At 73.6% G+C, this 18,691-nt stretch carries 22 protein-coding genes; 14 read left to right on the top strand and 8 right to left on the bottom strand.

Annotation, left to right across the window (positions count from 1 at the left end):
- Positions 1-9: 9 nt before the first annotated feature.
- On the bottom strand, positions 10-627 hold the full coding sequence (locus tag ABT369_RS19215; protein WP_350613588.1) for an L-threonylcarbamoyladenylate synthase: 618 nt from the start codon (positions 625-627) through the stop codon (positions 10-12).
- A gap of 28 nt (positions 628-655) precedes the next feature.
- Here ABT369_RS19215 and ABT369_RS19210 point away from each other — a divergent pair, with 28 nt between their 5' ends.
- The gene (locus ABT369_RS19210; RefSeq protein WP_350613587.1) at positions 656-1,009 is read left to right on the top strand and encodes a nuclear transport factor 2 family protein; all 354 of its coding nucleotides are present in this window, start codon (positions 656-658) and stop codon (positions 1,007-1,009) included.
- 8 nt (positions 1,010-1,017) lie between these two features.
- On the opposite strand, the gene ABT369_RS19205 is transcribed toward ABT369_RS19210, so the two are convergent.
- On the bottom strand, positions 1,018-1,836 hold the full coding sequence (locus ABT369_RS19205) for a hypothetical protein (protein WP_350613585.1): 819 nt from the start codon (positions 1,834-1,836) through the stop codon (positions 1,018-1,020).
- A gap of 266 nt (positions 1,837-2,102) precedes the next feature.
- On the opposite strand from ABT369_RS19205, the gene ABT369_RS19200 reads away from it, so the two are divergent.
- Both ABT369_RS19200 and ABT369_RS19195 read left to right on the top strand, forming a co-directional pair.
- Complete coding sequence (locus tag ABT369_RS19200; RefSeq protein ID WP_350613583.1) at positions 2,103-2,438, top strand: YciI family protein; 336 nt, start codon at positions 2,103-2,105, stop codon at positions 2,436-2,438.
- Complete coding sequence (locus ABT369_RS19195; RefSeq protein WP_350613582.1) at positions 2,435-3,640, top strand: RNA polymerase sigma factor; 1,206 nt, start codon at positions 2,435-2,437, stop codon at positions 3,638-3,640. Before ABT369_RS19200 ends, ABT369_RS19195 begins: the two co-directional genes overlap by 4 nt.
- Before the next feature lie 7 nt (positions 3,641-3,647).
- Here the strand turns inward: ABT369_RS19195 and ABT369_RS19190 are convergent, their stop codons facing one another.
- Positions 3,648-4,886 carry an FUSC family protein gene (locus ABT369_RS19190; RefSeq protein WP_350613581.1) on the bottom strand — a complete coding sequence of 413 codons (1,239 nt, stop codon included), beginning with the start codon at positions 4,884-4,886 and terminating at the stop codon, positions 3,648-3,650.
- A 38-nt stretch (positions 4,887-4,924) separates the two neighbouring features.
- Here ABT369_RS19190 and ABT369_RS19185 point away from each other — a divergent pair, with 38 nt between their 5' ends.
- Positions 4,925-5,353 carry a MarR family winged helix-turn-helix transcriptional regulator gene (locus ABT369_RS19185; protein WP_350613579.1) on the top strand — a complete coding sequence of 143 codons (429 nt, stop codon included), beginning with the start codon at positions 4,925-4,927 and terminating at the stop codon, positions 5,351-5,353.
- Between the two features lie 16 nt (positions 5,354-5,369).
- Here the strand turns inward: ABT369_RS19185 and ABT369_RS19180 are convergent, their stop codons facing one another.
- Positions 5,370-5,975, bottom strand: a complete 606-nt coding sequence (locus ABT369_RS19180; RefSeq protein WP_350613577.1) for an MBL fold metallo-hydrolase — start codon at positions 5,973-5,975, stop codon at positions 5,370-5,372.
- Between the two features lie 51 nt (positions 5,976-6,026).
- Between ABT369_RS19180 and ABT369_RS19175 the strand changes: the two genes are divergently transcribed.
- Together ABT369_RS19175 and ABT369_RS19170 are read left to right on the top strand one after the other, a co-directional pair.
- On the top strand, positions 6,027-6,455 hold the full coding sequence (locus ABT369_RS19175) for a hypothetical protein (RefSeq protein ID WP_350613575.1): 429 nt from the start codon (positions 6,027-6,029) through the stop codon (positions 6,453-6,455).
- Between the two features lie 62 nt (positions 6,456-6,517).
- Entirely contained in the window at positions 6,518-6,925 is a 408-nt protein-coding gene (locus ABT369_RS19170; RefSeq protein WP_350613573.1) for a PLD nuclease N-terminal domain-containing protein, read from the top strand.
- A 408-nt stretch (positions 6,926-7,333) separates the two neighbouring features.
- Here ABT369_RS19170 and ABT369_RS19165 read toward each other — a convergent pair whose 3' ends face one another.
- Positions 7,334-8,206 carry a dihydrodipicolinate synthase family protein gene (locus ABT369_RS19165; RefSeq protein ID WP_350613572.1) on the bottom strand — a complete coding sequence of 291 codons (873 nt, stop codon included), beginning with the start codon at positions 8,204-8,206 and terminating at the stop codon, positions 7,334-7,336.
- A gap of 70 nt (positions 8,207-8,276) precedes the next feature.
- On the opposite strand from ABT369_RS19165, the gene ABT369_RS19160 reads away from it, so the two are divergent.
- The 3 genes from ABT369_RS19160 (at position 8,277) to ABT369_RS19150 (ending at position 12,049) form a co-directional block, all read left to right on the top strand.
- Positions 8,277-9,137 (top strand): LysR family transcriptional regulator, encoded by an 861-nt coding sequence (locus tag ABT369_RS19160; RefSeq protein ID WP_350613571.1) that lies wholly within the window; start codon positions 8,277-8,279, stop codon positions 9,135-9,137.
- 251 nt (positions 9,138-9,388) lie between these two features.
- Positions 9,389-10,816, top strand: coding sequence for a DUF1800 domain-containing protein (locus tag ABT369_RS19155; RefSeq protein ID WP_350613569.1), 1,428 nt, complete (start codon positions 9,389-9,391; stop codon positions 10,814-10,816).
- Positions 10,817-10,828: 12 nt separating this feature from the next.
- Positions 10,829-12,049 (top strand): DUF1501 domain-containing protein, encoded by a 1,221-nt coding sequence (locus ABT369_RS19150; RefSeq protein ID WP_350613567.1) that lies wholly within the window; start codon positions 10,829-10,831, stop codon positions 12,047-12,049.
- On the opposite strand, the gene ABT369_RS19145 is transcribed toward ABT369_RS19150, so the two are convergent.
- Positions 12,046-12,963, bottom strand: coding sequence for a phosphotransferase family protein (locus tag ABT369_RS19145; protein WP_350613566.1), 918 nt, complete (start codon positions 12,961-12,963; stop codon positions 12,046-12,048). The two genes, ABT369_RS19150 and ABT369_RS19145, sit on opposite strands and share 4 nt — an antisense overlap.
- A gap of 270 nt (positions 12,964-13,233) precedes the next feature.
- Here ABT369_RS19145 and ABT369_RS19140 point away from each other — a divergent pair, with 270 nt between their 5' ends.
- Together ABT369_RS19140 and ABT369_RS19135 are read left to right on the top strand one after the other, a co-directional pair.
- Entirely contained in the window at positions 13,234-13,659 is a 426-nt protein-coding gene (locus tag ABT369_RS19140; protein WP_350613565.1) for a hypothetical protein, read from the top strand.
- A 98-nt stretch (positions 13,660-13,757) separates the two neighbouring features.
- Positions 13,758-14,576: a PhzF family phenazine biosynthesis protein gene (locus ABT369_RS19135; protein ID WP_350613563.1), complete on the top strand. Its 819-nt coding sequence runs from the start codon at positions 13,758-13,760 to the stop codon at positions 14,574-14,576.
- 123 nt (positions 14,577-14,699) lie between these two features.
- Here ABT369_RS19135 and ABT369_RS19130 read toward each other — a convergent pair whose 3' ends face one another.
- Both ABT369_RS19130 and ABT369_RS19125 read right to left on the bottom strand, forming a co-directional pair.
- Positions 14,700-15,263, bottom strand: coding sequence for a chaplin family protein (locus ABT369_RS19130; protein WP_350613562.1), 564 nt, complete (start codon positions 15,261-15,263; stop codon positions 14,700-14,702).
- Between the two features lie 163 nt (positions 15,264-15,426).
- Positions 15,427-15,999: a DedA family protein gene (locus ABT369_RS19125; protein WP_350613561.1), complete on the bottom strand. Its 573-nt coding sequence runs from the start codon at positions 15,997-15,999 to the stop codon at positions 15,427-15,429.
- A 35-nt stretch (positions 16,000-16,034) separates the two neighbouring features.
- On the opposite strand from ABT369_RS19125, the gene ABT369_RS19120 reads away from it, so the two are divergent.
- The 3 genes from ABT369_RS19120 to ABT369_RS19110 are packed head-to-tail and all read left to right on the top strand — an operon-like array spanning position 16,035 to position 18,690.
- The gene (locus ABT369_RS19120; protein WP_350613560.1) at positions 16,035-16,412 is read left to right on the top strand and encodes a DnaJ family domain-containing protein; all 378 of its coding nucleotides are present in this window, start codon (positions 16,035-16,037) and stop codon (positions 16,410-16,412) included.
- 59 nt (positions 16,413-16,471) lie between these two features.
- Positions 16,472-17,713 carry a 6-phospho-beta-glucosidase gene (locus ABT369_RS19115; RefSeq protein WP_350613558.1) on the top strand — a complete coding sequence of 414 codons (1,242 nt, stop codon included), beginning with the start codon at positions 16,472-16,474 and terminating at the stop codon, positions 17,711-17,713.
- Positions 17,710-18,690 carry an N-acetylglucosamine kinase gene (locus tag ABT369_RS19110; RefSeq protein ID WP_350613556.1) on the top strand — a complete coding sequence of 327 codons (981 nt, stop codon included), beginning with the start codon at positions 17,710-17,712 and terminating at the stop codon, positions 18,688-18,690. The genes ABT369_RS19115 and ABT369_RS19110 overlap by 4 nt, the downstream gene beginning before the upstream one ends.
- Position 18,691: the final 1 nt, after the last annotated feature.

Raw genomic sequence — 18,691 nt, 5'->3', positions numbered from 1 at the left:
TCGGGTTTCCTACTCGAAGCGGGAGGGGTCACCGGCCCCGACGCGCAGGATCTCCGGCTCGTCCTCGGAGAGGTCCACGACCGTGGTCGGCTCGGTGCCGCTCTCGCCGTCGACGACCGCGTCGAGCTGGTGGTCGAGGGTCTCCTTGATCTCCCAGCCCTGGGTCATCGGCTCGTCCTGGCCGGGCAGCAGCAGGGTGCTGGACAGCAGCGGCTCGCCGAGCTCGGCCAGCAGCGCCTGGGTGACCGTGTGCTGCGGGATGCGCACGCCGACGGTGCGCTTCTTCGGGTGCAGCAGCCGCCGCGGCACCTCCGGGCTGGCCGGCAGGATGAACGTGTAGCTGCCCGGGGTGACCGCCTTGACCAGCCGGAACACCGAGTTGGAGATCTGCACGAACTGCCCGAGCTGGGCGAAGTCGCGGCACATGAGCGTGAAGTGGTGCCGGTCGTCGAGCCGGCGGATGTCCCGGATGCGGGTGAGGCCGGGGTGACTGCCGAGCTGGCAGCCCAGCGCGTAGCAGGAGTCGGTCGGGTAGGCGATCAGGCCGTCGTTGCGCAGCAGCCCCACGATCTGCTGGAGCAGCCGCGGCTGGGGGTTGTCCGGATGCACGTCGAAGTACCTCGCCACCGTCCCAGCGTACGTGTAGGAATAGCGCATGACGGATCTGGAGGCCGTGACCGGCTGGGTCGAGGGTTACCTGCGGGCGTGGGGCAGCAACGAGCCTGCCGAGATCGGGGCGCTCTTCGCCGAGGACGCGGCGTACTACCCGGCGCCGTACGCCGAGCCGTGGCGGGGCCGGGACGCGATCGTGGCCGCGTGGCTGGAGCATCGCGACGCGCGCGGCGAGTGGGACTTCACCTGGTTCCCGGTGACGGTCTCGCCGGAGCTGAGCGTCGTGCAGGGCGTCACGGGGTACGGGGCGAAGACGTACAGCAATCTCTGGCTGCTCCGCCTCGACACCGTGGGCCAGTGCCGCGAGTTCACCGAGTGGTGGATGGAACAGGCCTGACGGCGGGCCTAGAACGGCAGGTCGTCGTCGCGGGCCGGCGGGTTGAGGCGGCGCCACACCACCATGACGAACCCGGCCAGCATCGCCAGCATCACGATGCGCAGGGACACGAACATGATCGCGGTGTGGTTGACGGCCAGGGCCTCCTCCACGAACGCGAGCCGCTCGGCGGGGCGGGGGTCGTCGCGGGCGGCGTCGGCGAAGAGATACACGACCAGCGGGATGAGGGCCAGGCGCCAGCCGAGGTACGTCCAGTGCCGCAGCAGCGTGCGCCGGTCCCGCCCGAGCCGGTCGGCGACCCGCCCGACGACGCCGAACCAGACGGCGAACATCAGCAGCGTCACCCACAGCGCCATGCCGACCGCCGAGCCGACCCGGTCCACGAGCGCGAAGACGGCCTTGGAGGCCGGCGACTGCAGGGTGTGCTCGGCGACGGCGTAGTCCCGCAGCACCGCGTCCTCGCGGCGCAGGACGAGCACGTCGACGACGAGCAGCACGATGTGCACGGCCGTGACGGTGAGGAAGAGCCAGGTGAACGCCCGCAGCGCGGCCGGGGCCCGGTCCTCGATGACCTCGTCGTCGTCCTCGCTCATGTCCGCGAGGGCGAGCGGGTCGGCCGGCTCGGTCCGCGACTGCTCCGGGATCAGCGCCGCGGTCTCCCCGGCCTGGTCGGGCCACTCCGCCGCGTCCGGGAGCCGGTCGGGCCACCGGGCGGCGCCCTCCCCCTCGCCGACGAGCGCGGCCACGAACTCCGCCGAGGGCACCCCGCCGTGCCGGATGCAGAGGTATCGACCGCTGGTGTCGTGCCCCGGGGCACCACACGTCACGCAAACCATCGACACAAGGTCCGCAGCCTAGTCGGGGAAAACGGGCCGCGCCTGCCCCGGAACGGCCGAACCACCCGGCTGTTCGGCTCGGATTCATGCCCCTGACCTTTACCGTTCTACTCCTCGCAGCGACGCGATCACCCAGCGCCCACCTCGCGGCCCCGCTCAGTATCGTGACCCGGCGCCCGGAAAATTTCTCCGCCGCAGCTGTCCGGATCGCCTCCGCCCGTTCGTCACCCGGGTAACAAACGAGAGGAACAGCCCTGATGAAGTACATGATGTTCGTCTGCAGCGACCCGGAGCCCGACACCGACAAGTCGGACGAGCCCGACATCAACGTGTGGGTGCGGGAGAACGACGAGGCGGGCCGGCGCAAGCAGGGCGCGGTGCTCGCCCCGCCGGCCGCCGCGACCACGGTCCGGGTGCGCAACCGGGAACTGCTCGTCACCGACGGCCCGTTCACGGAGACGAAGGAGGTCATCGTCGGCTTCGACCTGATCGAGTGCGCCGACCTCGACGAGGCGATCATGATGGCCCGCACGCACCCGATGGCCCGCGGCGGACGCATCGAGATCCGCCCCTTCGCCGACTTCGAGCAGTGACGAGGGTCGCCTCGGCCGTCGCCGCGGCGGCGGCCGAGGCGCACCCACGCATCGTGGGTGCGCTCATCCGCATGACGGGAGACTGGGACTTGGCCGAGGACTGCGCCCAGGAGGCCCTGGCGACCGCGCTGCAGCGGTGGCCGGCGTCGGGCGTGCCCGACAACCCGGCGGCCTGGCTCATGACCACGGCCCGCAACCGGGCCCTCGACGTGCTGCGCCGGGCCAAGGTGGAGCGCACCAAGCTCCAGGACCTGGCGGTCCTCGGCTCACCCGAGCCGGGTGACGCCGACACCTTCCCCGACGACCGCCTCCGGCTCGTGTTCACCTGCTGCCACCCAGCCCTGCCGCTGGAGGCCCGGGTCGCGCTCACCCTGCGCACCATCTGCGGCGTGCCCACGGCCGACATCGCCCACGCCTTCCTCGTCACCGAGGCGACGATGACCCGCCGCCTCACCCGCGCCAAGACGAAGATCGCGCAGGCCGGCATCCCGTACCGCGTCCCGGAGGGCCCGGCCCTGACCGAGCGCCTGCCCGGGGTGCTCGGCGTGCTGTACGTGCTGTTCACGAACGGCTACAACGCGGACGGCTCCGCCGCCTTCGCCGACGAGGCCATCCGGCTGGCCCGGCTCCTGCGCGCCCTGCTGCCCGCCCCGGAACTGTCCGGCGAGATCGGCGGCCTGCTGGCCCTGTTCCTGTTCCAGCACTCCCGCCGGGACGCCCGCCGCTCCCCCGACGGCCGGCTGCTGACCCTGGACCAGCAGGACCGCTCGCGGTGGGACCACGCCGCGATCGCCGAGGGCCGGGCGCTGCTCGAGGGGCTCGGCGACGGGCCGTACGCGCTGCAGGCCCGCATCGCCGCCTTCCACACCACCGACGGCCCGACGGACTGGGCCGGGATCGCCTCCTGCTACGACCGGCTGTGGGCGTGGCAGCCCACCGCGGTGATCGCGCTCAATCGCGCCGTCGCGCACGGCTACGCGCACGGGCCCTCGGCCGGCCTCGCCCTGCTGGCCGAGGCGCGCGCCGGGGGCGGGCTGGACGGGTATCCGCACGCGGTGGCGGCCGAGGCGGACCTGGTGTCCCGCACGGGCGACCACGCACGAGCGGCTTCACTGTTCCGCTCGGCGGCCGCACTGGCCCACAGCCCGGCCGAGCGCGACGCGTTGCTGGAGCGGGCCGAGGCGGAGGACACCGAAGCCTGAACCACCGCTACCTCCCGGCGGCGGCGCGAAGGTCCTCGGCGACGGGGGCGAGGACCTTGCGCACGCGCCGCAGGGCCGCCGGGTCCTCGTCGCCGGCCGCGAGGGCGTGCAGGTCCGGCTCCAGGGCGCTCAGCGCGTCCACCCAGCGCAGCTCGCGCCGGTCGTGGAAGCGGCGGATCGCCAGCAGCGGCGCGGCCGACTCCCGCAGCGCGGCGAGCCCGCGCAGGGCGCTCGCGTGCTCGCCGTCGCGGATGGCGCGCAGGCACTCCGCGGTGCGCTTGCGCAGGACGGCGCCGGTGCGGACGGGAGCGACGAACGCGGCGGGCAGGACGGCGCACAGGGCCCCGGCGACGACCGCGAGCAGGCGGGCGCCGAGGAGGGGCAGCGTGGCCGTACCGGTGACGCCGACGAGCGAGTAGAGCAGCGCGAGGGCGGCGGTGACGCTCGCGGCCCACCACGCGTAGCCGAACTGGCGGAGGTGGAAGCCGGCCGCGAGTACGGCGAGCAGCAGCACGACCGCGATGGACCGGTGATCGCCGACCGCGAGGGCCAGGCCCGTCGCGACCAGGGTGCCGCCCAGCGCGCCCAGGGTCCGGTGGGCGCCCTTGAGCAGGGCGTCGCCGCGGGACCGGGCGGCCGCGCCGACGGTGTAGGCGCTGATCACCGTCCACGCCCAGTGCTCGCCGAACACCGTCTGGCCGATCGTGAACGCCAGCGTCAGGGCGAGCGCGGACTGCACGCCCCGCCACACGTGGATCCTCGCCGGGGCGGTGCTCGACGGTGCGGATTCCGCTTCGGTACCGCCCAGGGGCCGGCCCGCCAGCGCGTACACCTCGGCCACGAACACCGCGAGGGTCGCCCAGGCCAGGGTGCGCCACGGATGGCCGCCCGGGTCCACCGGCGCGATGAGCATGCCGATGAGCGGCAGCACCAGGGCCCGGCCGAGGTGCCCGGCGGCGGGGCCGAACGCGCGCGCGGCGGTCGCGGCGGCCACGGTGAGCACGAAGAACGCGTCGCCGTAGGCGTGGGCGGCGTGGAAGAGCACCGCGAAGGCGGCGATGACGAGGGCGCCGGCCGGTACCAGCAGCAGCCGCCACGGGCCGTGCCCCCGCCCGGATCGGGCCGCCATCATGCTGACGGCCGCGCCCAGCACGACGATCCCGGCCCGATGGGTCAGCGGGATGAGCGTGACGACGGTCGCGAGCACCGGGACGAAGCCGGCGAGCGTCTGCCGGATATTACGCACCTGCTGAATATCGCAGCACGATAGGTTGGTGCGCAACCATGAGCGATCCGGACCCCGATCTCAGCGTCGCGCGGGCCGTGCGGCGGGCCACGCAGCGGCTCTCGCGCCGGCTGCAACTGCAGCGCGACGCCGACGGGCTGAGCCTGACGAAGATCAGCATGCTGGGGCATCTGGCGCGCAAGGGCCCGCTGACGGCGGGCGCGCTGGCCGCCGCCGACCGCCTCCAGCCGCAGTCGGTGACGCGGGTGCTCGCGGACCTGGAGGCGGACGGCCACATCGAGCGGCTGGAGAACCCGGCCGACAAGCGGCAGCGGGTCTTCGCGATCACCCCGGCCGGGCGGGCGGCGCTGGGCGCGGACATGCGGGTGCGCGACGAGTGGCTGGCGTCCGCGGTGGCGTCCCTGACCCCGGCGGAGCGGGACGCCCTGCTGCGTGCGGCGGCGATCCTGGAGCGGCTCGCCGACTAGAACTCCTTGATGCCGGCTACTTGATGTTGGCCTGCTCGGCGCCGATCGTGGTGTCGGGGCCGTGGCCGGTGTGCACGACGGTCTCGGGCGGGAGGGCCATGAGCCGCTCGGTGATCGAGCGCAGGATCGTCGGCTTGTCCGAGAACGAGCGGCCGGTCGCGCCCGGGCCGCCCTCGAACAGCGTGTCGCCGGAGAAGAGCACGCCCTCCTCGGGCAGGTGCAGGCAGACGGCGCCGGGGCTGTGGCCGGGGGTGTGCAGTACCGTCAGCGCCACTCCGGCCACCGCGATCTGCTGGCCGTCGGTAAGGTGCGTGTTCGGCTCGAGAGCGGGGTGCTTCATGTGCCACAGCGGCAGATCGTCCGGATGCAGCAGGATCGGCGCGCCGGTGCGCAGCGCGACCTCGGGCGCGGCATCGATGTGGTCGTCATGACCATGCGTGCACACGATCGCGACCAGGTTGCGACCGCCGAGCGCGTCCACGATGGCCCCGGCGTCGTGAGCGGCGTCGATGACGATCGCCTCCGCGTCGTCGCCGACGATCCAGACGTTGTTGTCGACGTCAAAGGTCTCACCGTCGAGCGAGAACGTGCCCGACGTGACCAGTCGTTCGATGCGCACCATGGGTCCAAAGCCTATGCCGCTTCCCGGGTGCGCGTCGCAAGGCTGGACGATGTGCGTGTCGGGTCATACGCGTACCGGGTCCTGCGCCCCGCCCGCCCCATCCGCGGCGCCGTCGTCACCCGCACCGGCGAGCTGCGCGCCCCCCGCCGCGACGCCCTGCGCATGCTGGCCCTGGCCTCCCTCGCGAGCGATCGCACGCTGGTCGCCTTCCCGCTGCGCGACGAGCGCGGCCTGCCCTTCGACCTGGTGCTGAGCTCCCTGCCGTTCCCGGTCGCGCGCTGGTCGGACGTGCGCGCCCGGCTCGGCCCCGGCCGCGTGACGCTGCTGGCGCCCGTCCCGGCGCCCGCCGCCCCCGGCCCCAAGCCGCGCCTGGAGTCGACGCGCCACGCCCTGCTGGCACCGCTCACGGACCTGCCCCGCGTCCGCGCGGGCGAACTCGACCTCGGCTACTTTCGGATCGTCCTGGCTGACCAGCAGTAAGGCTCTATTGCAATACGGTCACGGGGCGGACAGCGGGCTGGCGTTGCGGCACCATGTCCGGCGTGGTTCGCCTCTATGGACTCCTCTTCCTGATCGACCTCGTCATGCTCGTGTGGGCGGTGATCGACTGCCTGTCGACGGACGAATACCTGGTGCGCAACCTGCCGAAGGTCGCCTGGGTCTTCATCATCCTGCTGTTCTCGCCGGTGGGCTGGATCGCGTGGTTCGTGGCGGGCCGCCCGCAGCAGGCGGCGACAGCCCGGGCCGGCGCGCAGTGGAAGCCCGGCAACGGCTTCCCGGAGAACGACCGCCCGCGGGCTCGCCAGCTGGCCCCCGACGACGACCCCGAGTTCCTGCGCAATCTGGCGAAGACCCGCCGCGCGGACGAGGAGATGTTCTCGAAGTGGGAGGCGGACCTGCGCCGGCGCGAGGAGGAGTTGCGGCGGCGGGAGACCAAAGACCCCGAGTAGTTCCGTCCTGATTACACAGCGCCATCGCGGACAAGATCGGTTAGGTCGCGTGGTGTATGGTGAATAAGAAGGAACGGCCACCCACCACCGGGACCCCTGTGTTGCCTGTTTCGGGCGGTCCTGCTTCGGCTTGCTGAACTGCCGGCGTTTCGGGTTCCGCTGCGGGTCCGAGGGAACGCGGTGGCCTTTGGTTCGCGGCCGCGCCGGGCGGGCGGCGAGGTCCCTGCCGAGGATGCGGCCGGCGGGCTTCTTGAGCCCGCGCGGCGAGCCGGGCGGCTGCGGATCGGGTCGGCGCCCAGAGCGAGTCGGCCAGTTGCTCGTCGACGTCGGTACCGCTCGACGGGTGGGTGGTCGAACCCGCCGAGGCCGCTGCCAGCGCCGCGACCCGGGCGAGCCGGCGGACTGGGGCTATGGCGTGGGCTCGAGGCGGCCCAGCAGATCCAAGGCCCGGTCGCGGGCGGGCGCCGATGCCGGCAGCAGCGGCAGTCGCACCGCCGGCGACGCGATCTGACCCCGGGCGTGCAGCACGGCCTTGATCACCGCGGGGTTGGGCTCCGCGAACAACGCCTCGGACAAGGCCGCCAGCCGCCCGCCCAGCGCCCGGGCCGTCGCCACGTCGCCGTCGAGCCACGCGGCGTGCAGGGCGGCGTACGCCGCGGTCGCCACGTGCGCCGAGGCCAGGATGCCGCCGTGCGCGCCCAGGGCCAGCAGCGGGGAGATCACCGCGTCGTCGCCGCCGAGCACCGCGAAGCCCGGCGGGGCCCCGGCGAGCAGGGCCACCGTCGCGGCCGTGACGGCGCCGTCGGAGAGCTTGATGCCCACCACGCCCGGCATCGCGGCGATCTCCAGCAGGGCGGCCGTCGACAGCGGCTGACCGGTCCGGTACGGGACGTGATAGATCACGATCGGCACCCGGGCACTCGCGGCGACCGCCCGGAAGTGGGCGATCACGCCGGCCTCGCCCGGGCGGGTGTACGGCGGGACCACCACCATCGCCACGGTGCCCGCCGGCAGCGCCGCCACCTCGGCCGCGCAGGCCGCCGTCGAGCTCCCGCCGACGCCGACCAGCAGCGGGGCGCCGAAGTCGCGGCACGTCGCGACGACCGTCGCGCGCTCCTCCGGCGTCAGGGTCGCCGGCTCACCGGTGGTACCGAGCGCCACGAGACCGGCGGTGCCGGCCGACAGTACCGACTCGGCCACCTTCCGTAACGACGACTCGTCGATCGAGCCGGCGTCGGTGAACGGTGTGATCAGGGGGACGAAGATTCCGCGCAACGTCATGCGCCCAGCGTCGGACACGAGAAGCGTCAGAACCAGTTCACGTTCGCACCGTCGAGCGTAAGATCTGATGATGCTCGACGTCCGGCGGCTGCGGCTGCTACGGGATCTGGCGCAGCACGGGACGATCGCCGCCGTCGCCGCCGCGCACACGTACACGCCCTCGGCCGTGTCGCAGCAGCTCGCCGCGCTGGAGCGGGAGGCCGGAGTCGCGCTGCTCGAGCGCACCGGGCGGCGGGTCGCGCTCACCCCGGCCGGCCGGACCCTCGTGACGCACGCCGAGGAGGTGCTGGCGGCACTCGAACGGGCCACCGCCGCGCTGGCCGCCGGACGCGACGGCCTGTCTGGCCCGCTGCGCATCGGCGCGTTCCCGACCGCGATGCGCACGCTGCTGCCGTCCGCCCTGGTCGCGCTGGGCGAGGCCCACCCGGCGCTCGAGCTCAGCGTGCAGGAGCTGGACCCGGCGGCCGTACCGCACCCGCTCCGCGACGGCACCCTGGACGTGGCCCTGGTCCACGACTACGACCTCGTGCCCATCGAACCGGACCCGGCCCTGCGCACCCTCCCCCTGCGCGACGAGACGATCTTCGTGGCCGCCCAGCGCCCGCGGACCCTCGCCGAGTGCCACGACGAGCCGTGGATTCTCGCCAGCCGCGGCACCCTCTGCCACACGATGACCGTGCGGGCCTGCGAGGCGGCGGGATTCACGCCACGGGTACGCCACCACGCCGACGACTTCGTCACCGTCCTCACGTTCGTCGCCGCGGGCCAGGGCGTCGCGCTCGTGCCGGAGCTCGCCGCCGTCGACGTCCCCGCGGGCGTGGTCCTGACGCCGCTCGACACCCGCCGCCGCACCCGCCTCGCCTTCCGCGCCGGCGCGGCCCAGCACCCCGCCGTGACCGCGTTCGCGGAGGCGCTGGGCATACGCGGCTGAGCGCCCGGACGCGCGGATGCCCACGGCGACGGCTCGCGGTTCGCACCGCGGTGCCGCGAACGGGCGAAAGCACTCAAAAAGGCGAGCTAGCAAGTCGACCGGGAACCAACCGGGTTGTGCCTACGGCGGCTCCAGCCCGCCGAAGCCTCCTCCGCCGATCAGGAGACACAGCGGGTGCGGGCCGGGTGCGGCGCCGGAGCCGGGCGGGACCTTGTGTCAAGGGCCACGCCCCCGTGCCGAAGCAAGAGGCCGTGACCGCCTTCACCCCCGCCGACCCGGTCCTGCACCTGCTGCGCCGGGCCACCTACGGCCCCACCCCCGAAGCCGAGGCCGAGCTGCGCAAGCTCGGCGCCGCGGCCTGGCTCGAGCGGCAGCTCAACCCCGCGTCCATCGACGACTCGGCGTGCCAGGCGGTGCTGGCGAAGTACACCCTGATCGGCAAGGACATCGCGGGCGTGCGGGCGCTGGTGAAGGCCGGCTCGATGAAGTCGGGCGCGTGGGACGTCATGCAGCAGCTCGGCACCGCGGCCGTGGCCCGGGCGGTGTGGAGCAAGCGGCAGCTGTTCGAGCTCATGGCCGACTTCTGGTCGAACCACCTCAACGTCACGTGCCCGTCCGGCGAGGTGTGGGACAGCCGGGCGCAGTACGACACCGTCATCCGCACCCACGCGCTCGGGCGGTTCGCGGACCTGCTCAAGGCCTCGATGCGGTCCCCCGCGATGCTGTCGTACCTGGACAACCGAACCTCGACGAAGGCCAAGCCGAACGAGAACTACGCGCGCGAGCTGCTGGAGCTGCACACGGTCGGGCTGGTGTACTCCGAGGCGGACGTCAAGGACGCGGCCCGTCTGCTCACCGGGCTGACCGTCGACTCGGCCACCGGGCTGTACAAGTTCGACGCCAACCAGCACGCGACCGGGGCGGTGACGATCCTCGGCTGGCGGCACGACAACGCGACCGCGGGTGGCGGCGAGGCGGCCGCGCTCGCCTACGCGGACATGCTGGCGATGCACCCGGCGACCGCCGAGCGCGTGGCCCGCAAGCTGTGCGTGCGCTTCGTCGCCGACGAGGCCCCGGCGACGCTCGTGGCCCGGCTCGCGCAGGTGTACCTCGACAACAGGACGGCGATCGTGCCGGTCCTGCGGGCGCTGTTCACGTCGCCGGAGTTCGCCGCCGCGACCGGGGCGAAGGTGCGCACGCCGCTGGAGGACGTGGCCGCGACCGTGCGCGTGCTCGGCATCGGCCCGTCGGCCGACATGGAGAGCGTGCGGGGGCTCTACCACTACCTGTACGACATGGGCCACGCGCCGCTGCGGTGGGCGCCGCCGAACGGGTACCCGGACGTCGCCGCCGCCTGGGCGGCCCCCTCGGGGCTGCTGATCCGCTGGAACGCGCACCTCAACATCGCGGCCGGCTGGTATCCGAAGCAGCTGGCGCGGCCGGCGTCGATGCTGGCGTACCTCGTGCCGAAGCTCCCCGCGACCCACGGCGCGTTCGTCGACGCCCTCGCCACCCGTCTCGTCGGGCAGCCCCTGGCCCCGGCGCACAGCGCGGCGCTGCTGAGCTTCCTCGGCAAGAGCGCGACCGCCCCGCTGAAGGCGACGGACGCGGCCGCGACGGGCCGCCTGCCGCACCTCATCGCCCTGATCCTCGACTCGCCGTACCACCTCTACCGCTAAGGGGCACGTGCCATGGACTGCTGCATCTCCCGCCGCGGGGTGCTGACCATCGGGGCCGGCGCCGCGCTCACCGGGCTGATCGGCGAGGGCCTGTCGACCCGGCTGGCGTTCGCGGGCACCCCGTACACCGGCGACACCCTCGTCGTGCTGTCGCTGCGCGGCGGCTTCGACGGCCTGTCGGCGATCGTGCCGATCGGCGACGCCGACTACTACCGGGCCCGGCCGGCGATCGCGGTGCCGAAGGCGTCCGTGATCGCCGGCGACGGCACGTTCGGGCTGCACCCGGCGTTCGCGCCGCTGCAGGCGCGGTGGGCGGCCGGCACGTTCGGCGCCGTGCACGCCGTCGGGCAGCCGAACCCGTCCCGCTCGCACTTCGAGGCGATGGAGGACATGGAGCGGGCCGCGGCCGGCACCTCGATCCGCACCGGCTGGCTGGACCGGATGCTCGGCGTCGCCGGCGCCTCCTATCCGATGGCGGGCGTGGCGATGGGCACGAGCGCCCCGGCGCGGCTGTTCGCCGGCCCGGCGCCGTCGGTGAGCATGCTGACCGTCGACGGGTTCAAGCTCAACGGCGAGGACGCCAAGACCCCGATGATGGGTACCCTCGCGAAGCTCTACGACGGCGCCCCCGACCTGCTGGGCGCCCCGGCGCGGGCGGTCGGGCAGTCCCTCGGCACCGTCGGCGCGCTGCCCGCCTACACGCCGGGCGCGACCTACCCGGCCACGGCGCTCGGCAACGCGCTCAAGGACGTGGCCCGGCTGGTGAAGTCGAACGTGGGGCTCATGGCCGCGACCGTGGACTTCGGCGACTGGGACATGCACGAGGCGCTCGGGGCGCCCGCGAAGGGCCAGCGGATGTACGACCACCTGACCGAGCTGGCCCTGGCGCTGGACGCGTTCGCGACCGACCTCGGGCCCGCGTTCGGGCGGGTGACGCTGGTGACGCTGAGCGAGTTCGGGCGGCGGGTGGCCGAGAACGGCTCCCGGGGCGTCGACCACGGCAGCGGCAACGCGATGCTGCTGCTCGGCGGCGGCGTGCGCGGCGGGAAGGTGCACGGCACGTGGCCGACGCTCGCTCCGGCGGCGCTGACGGCCGGCGACCTGACCGCGACGACCGACTACCGCACGGTGATCGGCGAGATCCTGCAGCGCCGGTGCGGGCTGGGCTCGCTGGCCGACGTGTTCCCGAACGCGGCGGCCGGCACCGCGCTCGGCGTCGTGGCGGCGCGTTAGGCCCTGTCGTCCTGAGCCCCGAGGCGTTCCCGCAGCCAGGTCAGCATCACATCGGCCTGGTCCTGCTGGAACTTGCGCAGCGTGGGCAGGCCGGGCGGGTCGGGCCGGCGGGCGCGGTCGGCGAACATGCCGGCCAGGCCCGCCACGCACCCGGTGACGTCGCCGGGGTCGCCGCCGATGACGTCGTCGGTGATCCGCCCGCCGTACAGCCGGATGTTCAGCACCAGGCACAGCGCGTCGAACCAGGGCGGGCCGGCGCAGCCGAACGGCCAGTCGACGACGACCACGGTGCCGTCGGGGCGGATGAGGAGGTTGTCGGCGCGCACGTCGCCGTGCACGAGCGCGTCCCCGGCCAGGCCCGCGTGCCCCCGGTCGGACAGCTCCGCCAGCAGGTCGAGGTGCCCGGCCGCCCACGGGTCGAGCGTCGCCGGCGGGTCGGCGGCGATGTTGCGCCACCCGGCGAAGTCCTCCACGGTGCCGTCCTGCAGCTTCGGAAGGTTCCGCACCGGTACGGCCAGTGCCCGCAACGCCTCGAGGACCGGCCCGACCTCGTCGTCGCGCCACGGTGTGTGCGGGTGGCGGCCGTCGACGTCGGCGTAGACCAGCGCGACCCAGTCGCCGTCGTCGTGCACGCCGAGCAGCGGCGGCGTCGGCAGGCCCGGCGGCAGCTGGGCGACGACCCCGGCCTCGGCCCGGTGCAGGGCCGGGCTCTGCGGGTTGAGCGCGGCGCCGACGGCCTTCACGAAGGCGCGGCGCCCGGTCGCGGTGACGACCCGGTCGGCGGTGCCGGGCGAGAACCCGCCCGCCTGCGAGGCGGCCGACGCGACCGGCTCGCCGAGGATGTCCTCGACGGCTGCGCGTACGCCGTCCGGCAGGTCGGCCCAGCCGATGCGTACCCCCGATGCCAGCACCATGGCCCGATCGTCGCAGAGGCTTCGCGGCCGGCGACACCGATTTTGGACCGCCGGCCCGTCACGTGGTGCACACGGTGCGTTCGCGCGCCGGCAACCCACGACGGCCCGTCGAGAGACTGCCGGACATGAATACGAGCACGTGAGGCCGGATGTTTCCCGTCGGGAAGCTGACAGGATGTGACCTGTGGCACGTTTGGGGGATTCCGGAACGGGCCACAGTCCGTAACGTCGGTCCTATCGCAGTCTGACAGCACTGAGGGGGAAATCTCCATGAGCGACTTCGACGCCGGAGACACTGGCCAGGACGTCGACTACGGTCACTACGAGGCGGGTCAGGAGCACAACGCCCTCGACCAGCTGCACCAGGCGCACGGCTCCGAGGCCGACGCCCAGTCGCAGTTCGGCGTCTACGAGAACGACCACCACACGGCCGAGTCGACCGACTTCTCGCAGGGTCACCACACCGAGTACGACCAGCCCGCCGCGGTCCACTTCGAGTCGGACGACTACACCAACTACAGCCACGACGCGACCTCGGACGACCACGTCTTCGCGGCCGAGGGCAGCGAGTCCTCGCACCAGGCCGAGTTCAGCGAGCTCAACGCGCTGCAGGAGCGCTTCGACGGCGCGTTCGCCGAGGGCACCGAGTTCCACGGCCAGGGCGGCGAGCAGCAGCTGGGCGTCGCCGACAAGTAGGCGGCCGACCGGCCTGATCCATCGGCCGGCGGGGGCACATGCCACCGCCGGCCGATTGGCATCCGCGGCCGGGACGCGTCCGCAATACGGTCGGGGGCATGGAGATCCTGCGGTACGCCGCGTTCACCGACGTCCCGTCCGGCGGCAACCCGGCCGGGGTCGTGCTCGACGCCACCGGCCTCGCGGACGCGGACATGCAGCGCGTCGCGGCCGAGGTCGGCTACTCGGAGACGGCGTTCCTGACGCCCTCCGGGGACCGGGCGGCCGCGGTGCGGTACTTCAGCCCGCTCGCCGAGGTCCCCTTCTGCGGCCACGCGACGATCGCGACCGCGGTCGCCTACGCCGAGCGCTTCGGGCCGGGCCCGATCCGCCTCGCCGCGCCCGTGGGCGAGATCGCGGTCGACACCGCGCACGGCTCCGCCACCCTGCGCACCGTGGCCCCCGCGACCCGGGCGATCCCCGAGGAGGTCCAGGCGCGGCTGCTGGGGGCGCTGCGGTACACCCGCGACGACCTCGATCCGGGGCTGCCGCTGCTGGCCGCGTTCGCCGGTGCCTGGCATCCCGTCGTGGCCCTGCGCAGCCGGGAGCGGCTGGCCGGGCTCGGCTACGACGAGCCGGCGCTCGGCGCGCTCATGGCCGAGCGGGGCTGGACGACCGTCGACGTGGTGTGGCGCGAGTCGGCGACGGTGTTCCACGCCCGCAACCCGTTCCCGCCCGGCGGGGTGTACGAGGACCCGGCGACGGGGGCGGCGGCCGCGGCGCTCGGCGGCTACCTGCGCGAGCTGGGCCTGGCCGCGACGCCCGCGGCGCTGACGATCCACCAGGGCGACGACATGGGCCGCCCCAGCCTGCTGCGGGTGGATCTGGACGACCGGGACGGGGTGCGGGTCACGGGCCGCGCGGTCGCCATCGCGTGACCTGCCATCGCGTGACACGCCAAGAGCGTTGACCGATGGACCGCGGAGAGGGGCTGCTCCCCGCGGGCATCGGTCAACGCTCTACGCACCCGGGGCAGGCGGTGCCCCGTCACGCCGGACGGTTCAGCAGCTCGACGCGAAGCCGACCAGGGCCACCGAGTTGCAGGACACGTTGATCGGCGCCTGGATCGTGGTCGACGTCTGGTTGCCGTTGCCGAAGCCGGCGTTGAAGCCGGTGTTCCAGCCGCCACCGTTGGCGTTGACCGCCCACGCGCCGCCGTTGCCGCCGCGGCCGTTGTCGCGGTCGTCGTACGAGGCCGCGTTGGCGTTGCCGTTGCCGTTGCGGTGCTTCTTGTGCTTCTTCTTGTGGTTCACGCCGTAGGCGTTCGCGTTGCCGCTGCCGTTGCCGTTGCCGTTGTTGTAGCCGGCCCCGCTGAACGCACCGCCGCTGCCGTTGTAGGCCACCGCGCCGCCGTTGCAGTTCGCGCTCGCGAAACCGATGATCGCGATCGAGTTGCCGCAGATGTTGACGGGCGTCTGGATGGTGGTGGAGCTCTGGTTTCCGTTGCCGAAACCAACGTTGGGGCCGCTGTTCCAGCCATCGGCGTGGGCGGCGGTCCCGGTGAGCGCGAGGCCACCCATTGCCAGCGCGGCCACCTGCACCGACCGGATGAGCCAGCGTTTCATGATGACGACCTTTCGACGAGTGATCGACGGGGAACGTCCGTCGCGATGTCCACCTAACCCGAAATGCGAGCTGCGGACGGATATTTCGGGAAATCTTGTCACGCAATGCACCCGCCCGGTGACATAACGTAGTCTTTCCGGCGCGCCTACCGGGGCCGTTCGGTCAGCGGCGGCGACGCTTGAGCAGGTACCGCACCAGGAGCACGAGGGCGACGACGCCCGCGCCGCCGAGGATCCAGAGTTGGTAGCGCCGCAGCTGCTCCACGTTGTTGCCCGCGACCGCGCCGACGGTGACCCACAGCGCCGTCCACACCACGCCGCCGATCGCGTCGCGGGGCGCGTACTGCCGCCAGGGCAGCGCGGTGGCCCCGGCGATGATCCCGTTGGTCTGGCGCAGGCCGTCGATGAAGCGCGCGACCACGATGATGTTCTTGCCCCGGGTGGCGATGAACCGCTCGGCGCGCTCGAGGCGCTGCTCGGTCAGCCCGACGCGGCGCCCGAAGCGCAGCACCGCGGGCCGCCCGGCGCGCCGGCCGAGCAGATAGCCGAGGTTGTCCCCGGCGACGGCCGCGAGCAGCGTGACGACGGCGACCGCCACGACGTGCGCGGGGTTCTTGTGCGCGGCCACGGCGGACAGCGCGACGATCGCCGTGACCGCGGGGGTCGGGATGCCCAGGCCCTCCAGCAGCACCAGGATCGCCAGCGCGGGGTACCCGTACTGCTCCAACTGCTCCATCGATCAAGATCCTGCCACGGGTACACTCGCAGGCGATGGCCAGCTGGTATGAATCGCACATCGACCGGCAGATCCGCGAGGCCCAGGAGCGCGGCGAGTTCGACGACCTGCCCGGTGCGGGCCGCCCGCTGCCCGACCACGGCGAGCTGTACGACGAGGACTGGTGGGTCAAGGACCTGGCGCGCCGCGAGCGCCTGCCCTCGGGCATCCCGCCGACGCTGCGCCTGCGCCGCGAGGTCGAGGACCTGCCGGAGTCCCTCGGCGACTTCCGCACCGAGGAGTCCCTGCGCCGGGCCGTGGCCGACCTGAACGTGCGCATCGAGCGCGCCCGCCGCGGCCTGACCGAGGGCCCGCCGACCCTGCTGCACCCCCTGGACGCGGACGCCATGGTCGCCGAGTGGCGCCGGCGTTGACAGCGACCCCACTGAACTGTTAGTTAGTCTTCCTATTAGTTGACCTGGAGGGCTGGCTCGTGAAGATCGCGGTTGTGGGCGGCGGCTCGACGTATACGCCGGAGCTCGTCGACGGCTTCGCCCGCCTGGCCCCGTTCGCCTCGGAGATCGTGCTGCTGGACCCGGCCGCCGACCGGCTGGCCGTGGTCGGCGCGTTCGCCCGGCGCATCCTGTCGGCCCAGGGCTCCCGCACGACGCTGCGCTGGACGTCGGACGTGGACGACGCCCTGGCCGGCGCCTCGACGGTGGTCATCCAGCTGCGGGTCGGCGGCCAGCAGGCCCGCATCAGCGACGAGACGTTCCCCCTGGCCTGTGACTGCGTGGGCCAGGAGACCACCGGCGCCGGCGGCTTCGCCAAGGCCCTGCGCACGGTGCCGGTCGTGCTGGACATCGCCCGCCGGGCCGACCCCGGCGCCTGGATCGTGAACTTCACCAACCCGGTGGGCATCGTGACGCGGGCCCTGCTCGACGACGGCCACAAGGCCGCGGGCCTGTGCAACGTGGCGATCGGCTTCCAGCGCCGCTGGGCCGCGGCCCTGGGCGTGGACCCGTCGGCCGTGACGCTGGACCACGTGGGCCTGAACCACCTGACGTGGGAGCGGGCCGTCTACGTGGACGGCACCGACCGCCTGCCGGCCCTGCTGGACTCCTCCCTGGAGGAGATCGCCGCGGGCGTGCAGATCCCCCCGGCGGTGGTGCGGGCCCTGGGCTACGTCCCGAGCTACTACCTGCGCTACTTCTACAGCCACGACGAGGTGGTGGCCGCGGAGCGCCACGAGCCGACCCGGGGTGAGCGGGTCCTGGAGATCGAGCGGGAACTGCTGAGCATGTACGCCGATCCGTCCCTGGACCGCAAGCCGGACCTCCTCGGGCAGCGGGGCGGCGCCTTCTACTCGGAGGCGGCCGTGGGCCTGATCGCGTCCCTGCACGACGACGACGGCGGCGTGCACGCGGTGAACGTGCGCAACCGCGGCTTCTTCCCCTTCCTGCCGGGCGACGCGGTCATCGAGACCACCTGCCGGGTGGGCGCCGCGGGCGCGACCCCGGTCCCGGCGCCCCCGCTGCCGGCCCACCTGGCCGGCCTCATCTCCGGCGTGTCGGCCTACGAGGACCTGGCGGTGCAGGCCGCGGTGCGGGGCGGCCGGGACCGCGTGTACCGCGCCCTGCTCACCCACCCCCTGGTGGCCCAGCACGACAAGGCGGAGCGGCTGACCGACGACCTGCTGGCCGCGAACCACGACCACCTGCCGTGGCTGGCGTGACGGCCCGCCTCTACGCCGCGGCCGACGGCGGCAACTCCAAGACCGACGTGGTCGTGGGCGACTCCGACGGCCGCATCCTGTCCCGCGTCACCGGCCCGACGATCTCCCCGCACGTCCTGAGCTTCGAAGGCGCCCTGGCCCAGCTGTCCGCCCTGGTCGCCCAGGCCCGCCGCGAGGCCTCCCTCCCGCCGTCGATCGAGCTGTCCCACCTGGCCGTCTACACCGCCGGCGCCGACCTGCCGATCGAGGTCGACCGCCTCAACACCGAGATCTCCGCCCTGGCCCTGGCCGCCACGACGACCGTCGACAACGACCTCTTCGCCCTCCTGCGGGCCGGCACGGCCACCCCCGACGCGGTCGGCGTCGTCTGCGGCGCGGGCATCAACGCCGCCGGCCGCCGAGCCGACGGCGCGACCTCCCGCTTCCCGGCCCTGGGCCAGCGCTCCGGCGACTGGGGCGGCGGCCAGCATCTCGCGGCCCTGGCCCTGTACCACGCCATCCGCTCCGAGGACGGCCGCGGCCCGGCGACGGCGCTGGAACCGGCCGTGCGCGACCACTTCGGCCTCCCGACCGTGGAGGCGGTGACCATCGCCCTGCACCTGGGCGACCTGCCGGAGTCCCGCCTGGACGAGCTCTGCGAGGTCATGTTCGCGGTCGCCACCGCCGGCGACGAGCTGGCCACCCGGGTCGTGCGCCGCCTGACCGACGAGATCGAGTCCCTCGTCCGCGTCTCGGCGAAGCGCCTGGACCTCCTGGAGGCCCCGTACACGATCGTCCTGGGCGGCGGCGTCCTGACGGCCCGCCACCCGATGCTGCACGACGACCTCATGCCCCGCCTGCACGCACTGTCGCCGCGGGCCACGGTGAACGTCCTGTCCTCCCCACCGGTGGCGGGCGCGGCGCTCCTGGCCCTGGACGCACTGCACGGCGGCCCGTGCCCACCGGCGCTGGAGTCCGCGGTCCGAGCCGCGCTGTAGC

Source organism: Dactylosporangium sp. NPDC000244, from assembly GCF_040300725.1.
Lineage (GTDB): Bacteria > Actinomycetota > Actinomycetes > Mycobacteriales > Micromonosporaceae > Dactylosporangium.
Note: the sequence above shows the minus strand (reverse complement) of the source record. Positions and strands in the feature narration are given on the sequence as shown.

What these genes read in the sequence shown, in the direction of transcription:
- ABT369_RS19210 (WP_350613587.1), top strand. Translation starts at nt 656, where the DNA reads ATGACGGATCTGGAGGCCGTGACCGGCTGGGTCGAGGGTTACCTGCGG.
- ABT369_RS19200 (WP_350613583.1), top strand. Translation starts at nt 2,103, where the DNA reads ATGAAGTACATGATGTTCGTCTGCAGCGACCCGGAGCCCGACACCGAC.
- ABT369_RS19185 (WP_350613579.1), top strand. Translation starts at nt 4,925, where the DNA reads ATGAGCGATCCGGACCCCGATCTCAGCGTCGCGCGGGCCGTGCGGCGG.
- ABT369_RS19180 (WP_350613577.1), bottom strand. Translation starts at nt 5,975, where the DNA reads ATGGTGCGCATCGAACGACTGGTCACGTCGGGCACGTTCTCGCTCGAC.
- ABT369_RS19165 (WP_350613572.1), bottom strand. Translation starts at nt 8,206, where the DNA reads ATGACGTTGCGCGGAATCTTCGTCCCCCTGATCACACCGTTCACCGAC.
- ABT369_RS19160 (WP_350613571.1), top strand. Translation starts at nt 8,277, where the DNA reads ATGCTCGACGTCCGGCGGCTGCGGCTGCTACGGGATCTGGCGCAGCAC.
- ABT369_RS19150 (WP_350613567.1), top strand. Translation starts at nt 10,829, where the DNA reads ATGGACTGCTGCATCTCCCGCCGCGGGGTGCTGACCATCGGGGCCGGC.
- ABT369_RS19145 (WP_350613566.1), bottom strand. Translation starts at nt 12,963, where the DNA reads ATGGTGCTGGCATCGGGGGTACGCATCGGCTGGGCCGACCTGCCGGAC.
- ABT369_RS19140 (WP_350613565.1), top strand. Translation starts at nt 13,234, where the DNA reads ATGAGCGACTTCGACGCCGGAGACACTGGCCAGGACGTCGACTACGGT.
- ABT369_RS19135 (WP_350613563.1), top strand. Translation starts at nt 13,758, where the DNA reads ATGGAGATCCTGCGGTACGCCGCGTTCACCGACGTCCCGTCCGGCGGC.
- ABT369_RS19130 (WP_350613562.1), bottom strand. Translation starts at nt 15,263, where the DNA reads ATGAAACGCTGGCTCATCCGGTCGGTGCAGGTGGCCGCGCTGGCAATG.
- ABT369_RS19125 (WP_350613561.1), bottom strand. Translation starts at nt 15,999, where the DNA reads ATGGAGCAGTTGGAGCAGTACGGGTACCCCGCGCTGGCGATCCTGGTG.
- ABT369_RS19120 (WP_350613560.1), top strand. Translation starts at nt 16,035, where the DNA reads ATGGCCAGCTGGTATGAATCGCACATCGACCGGCAGATCCGCGAGGCC.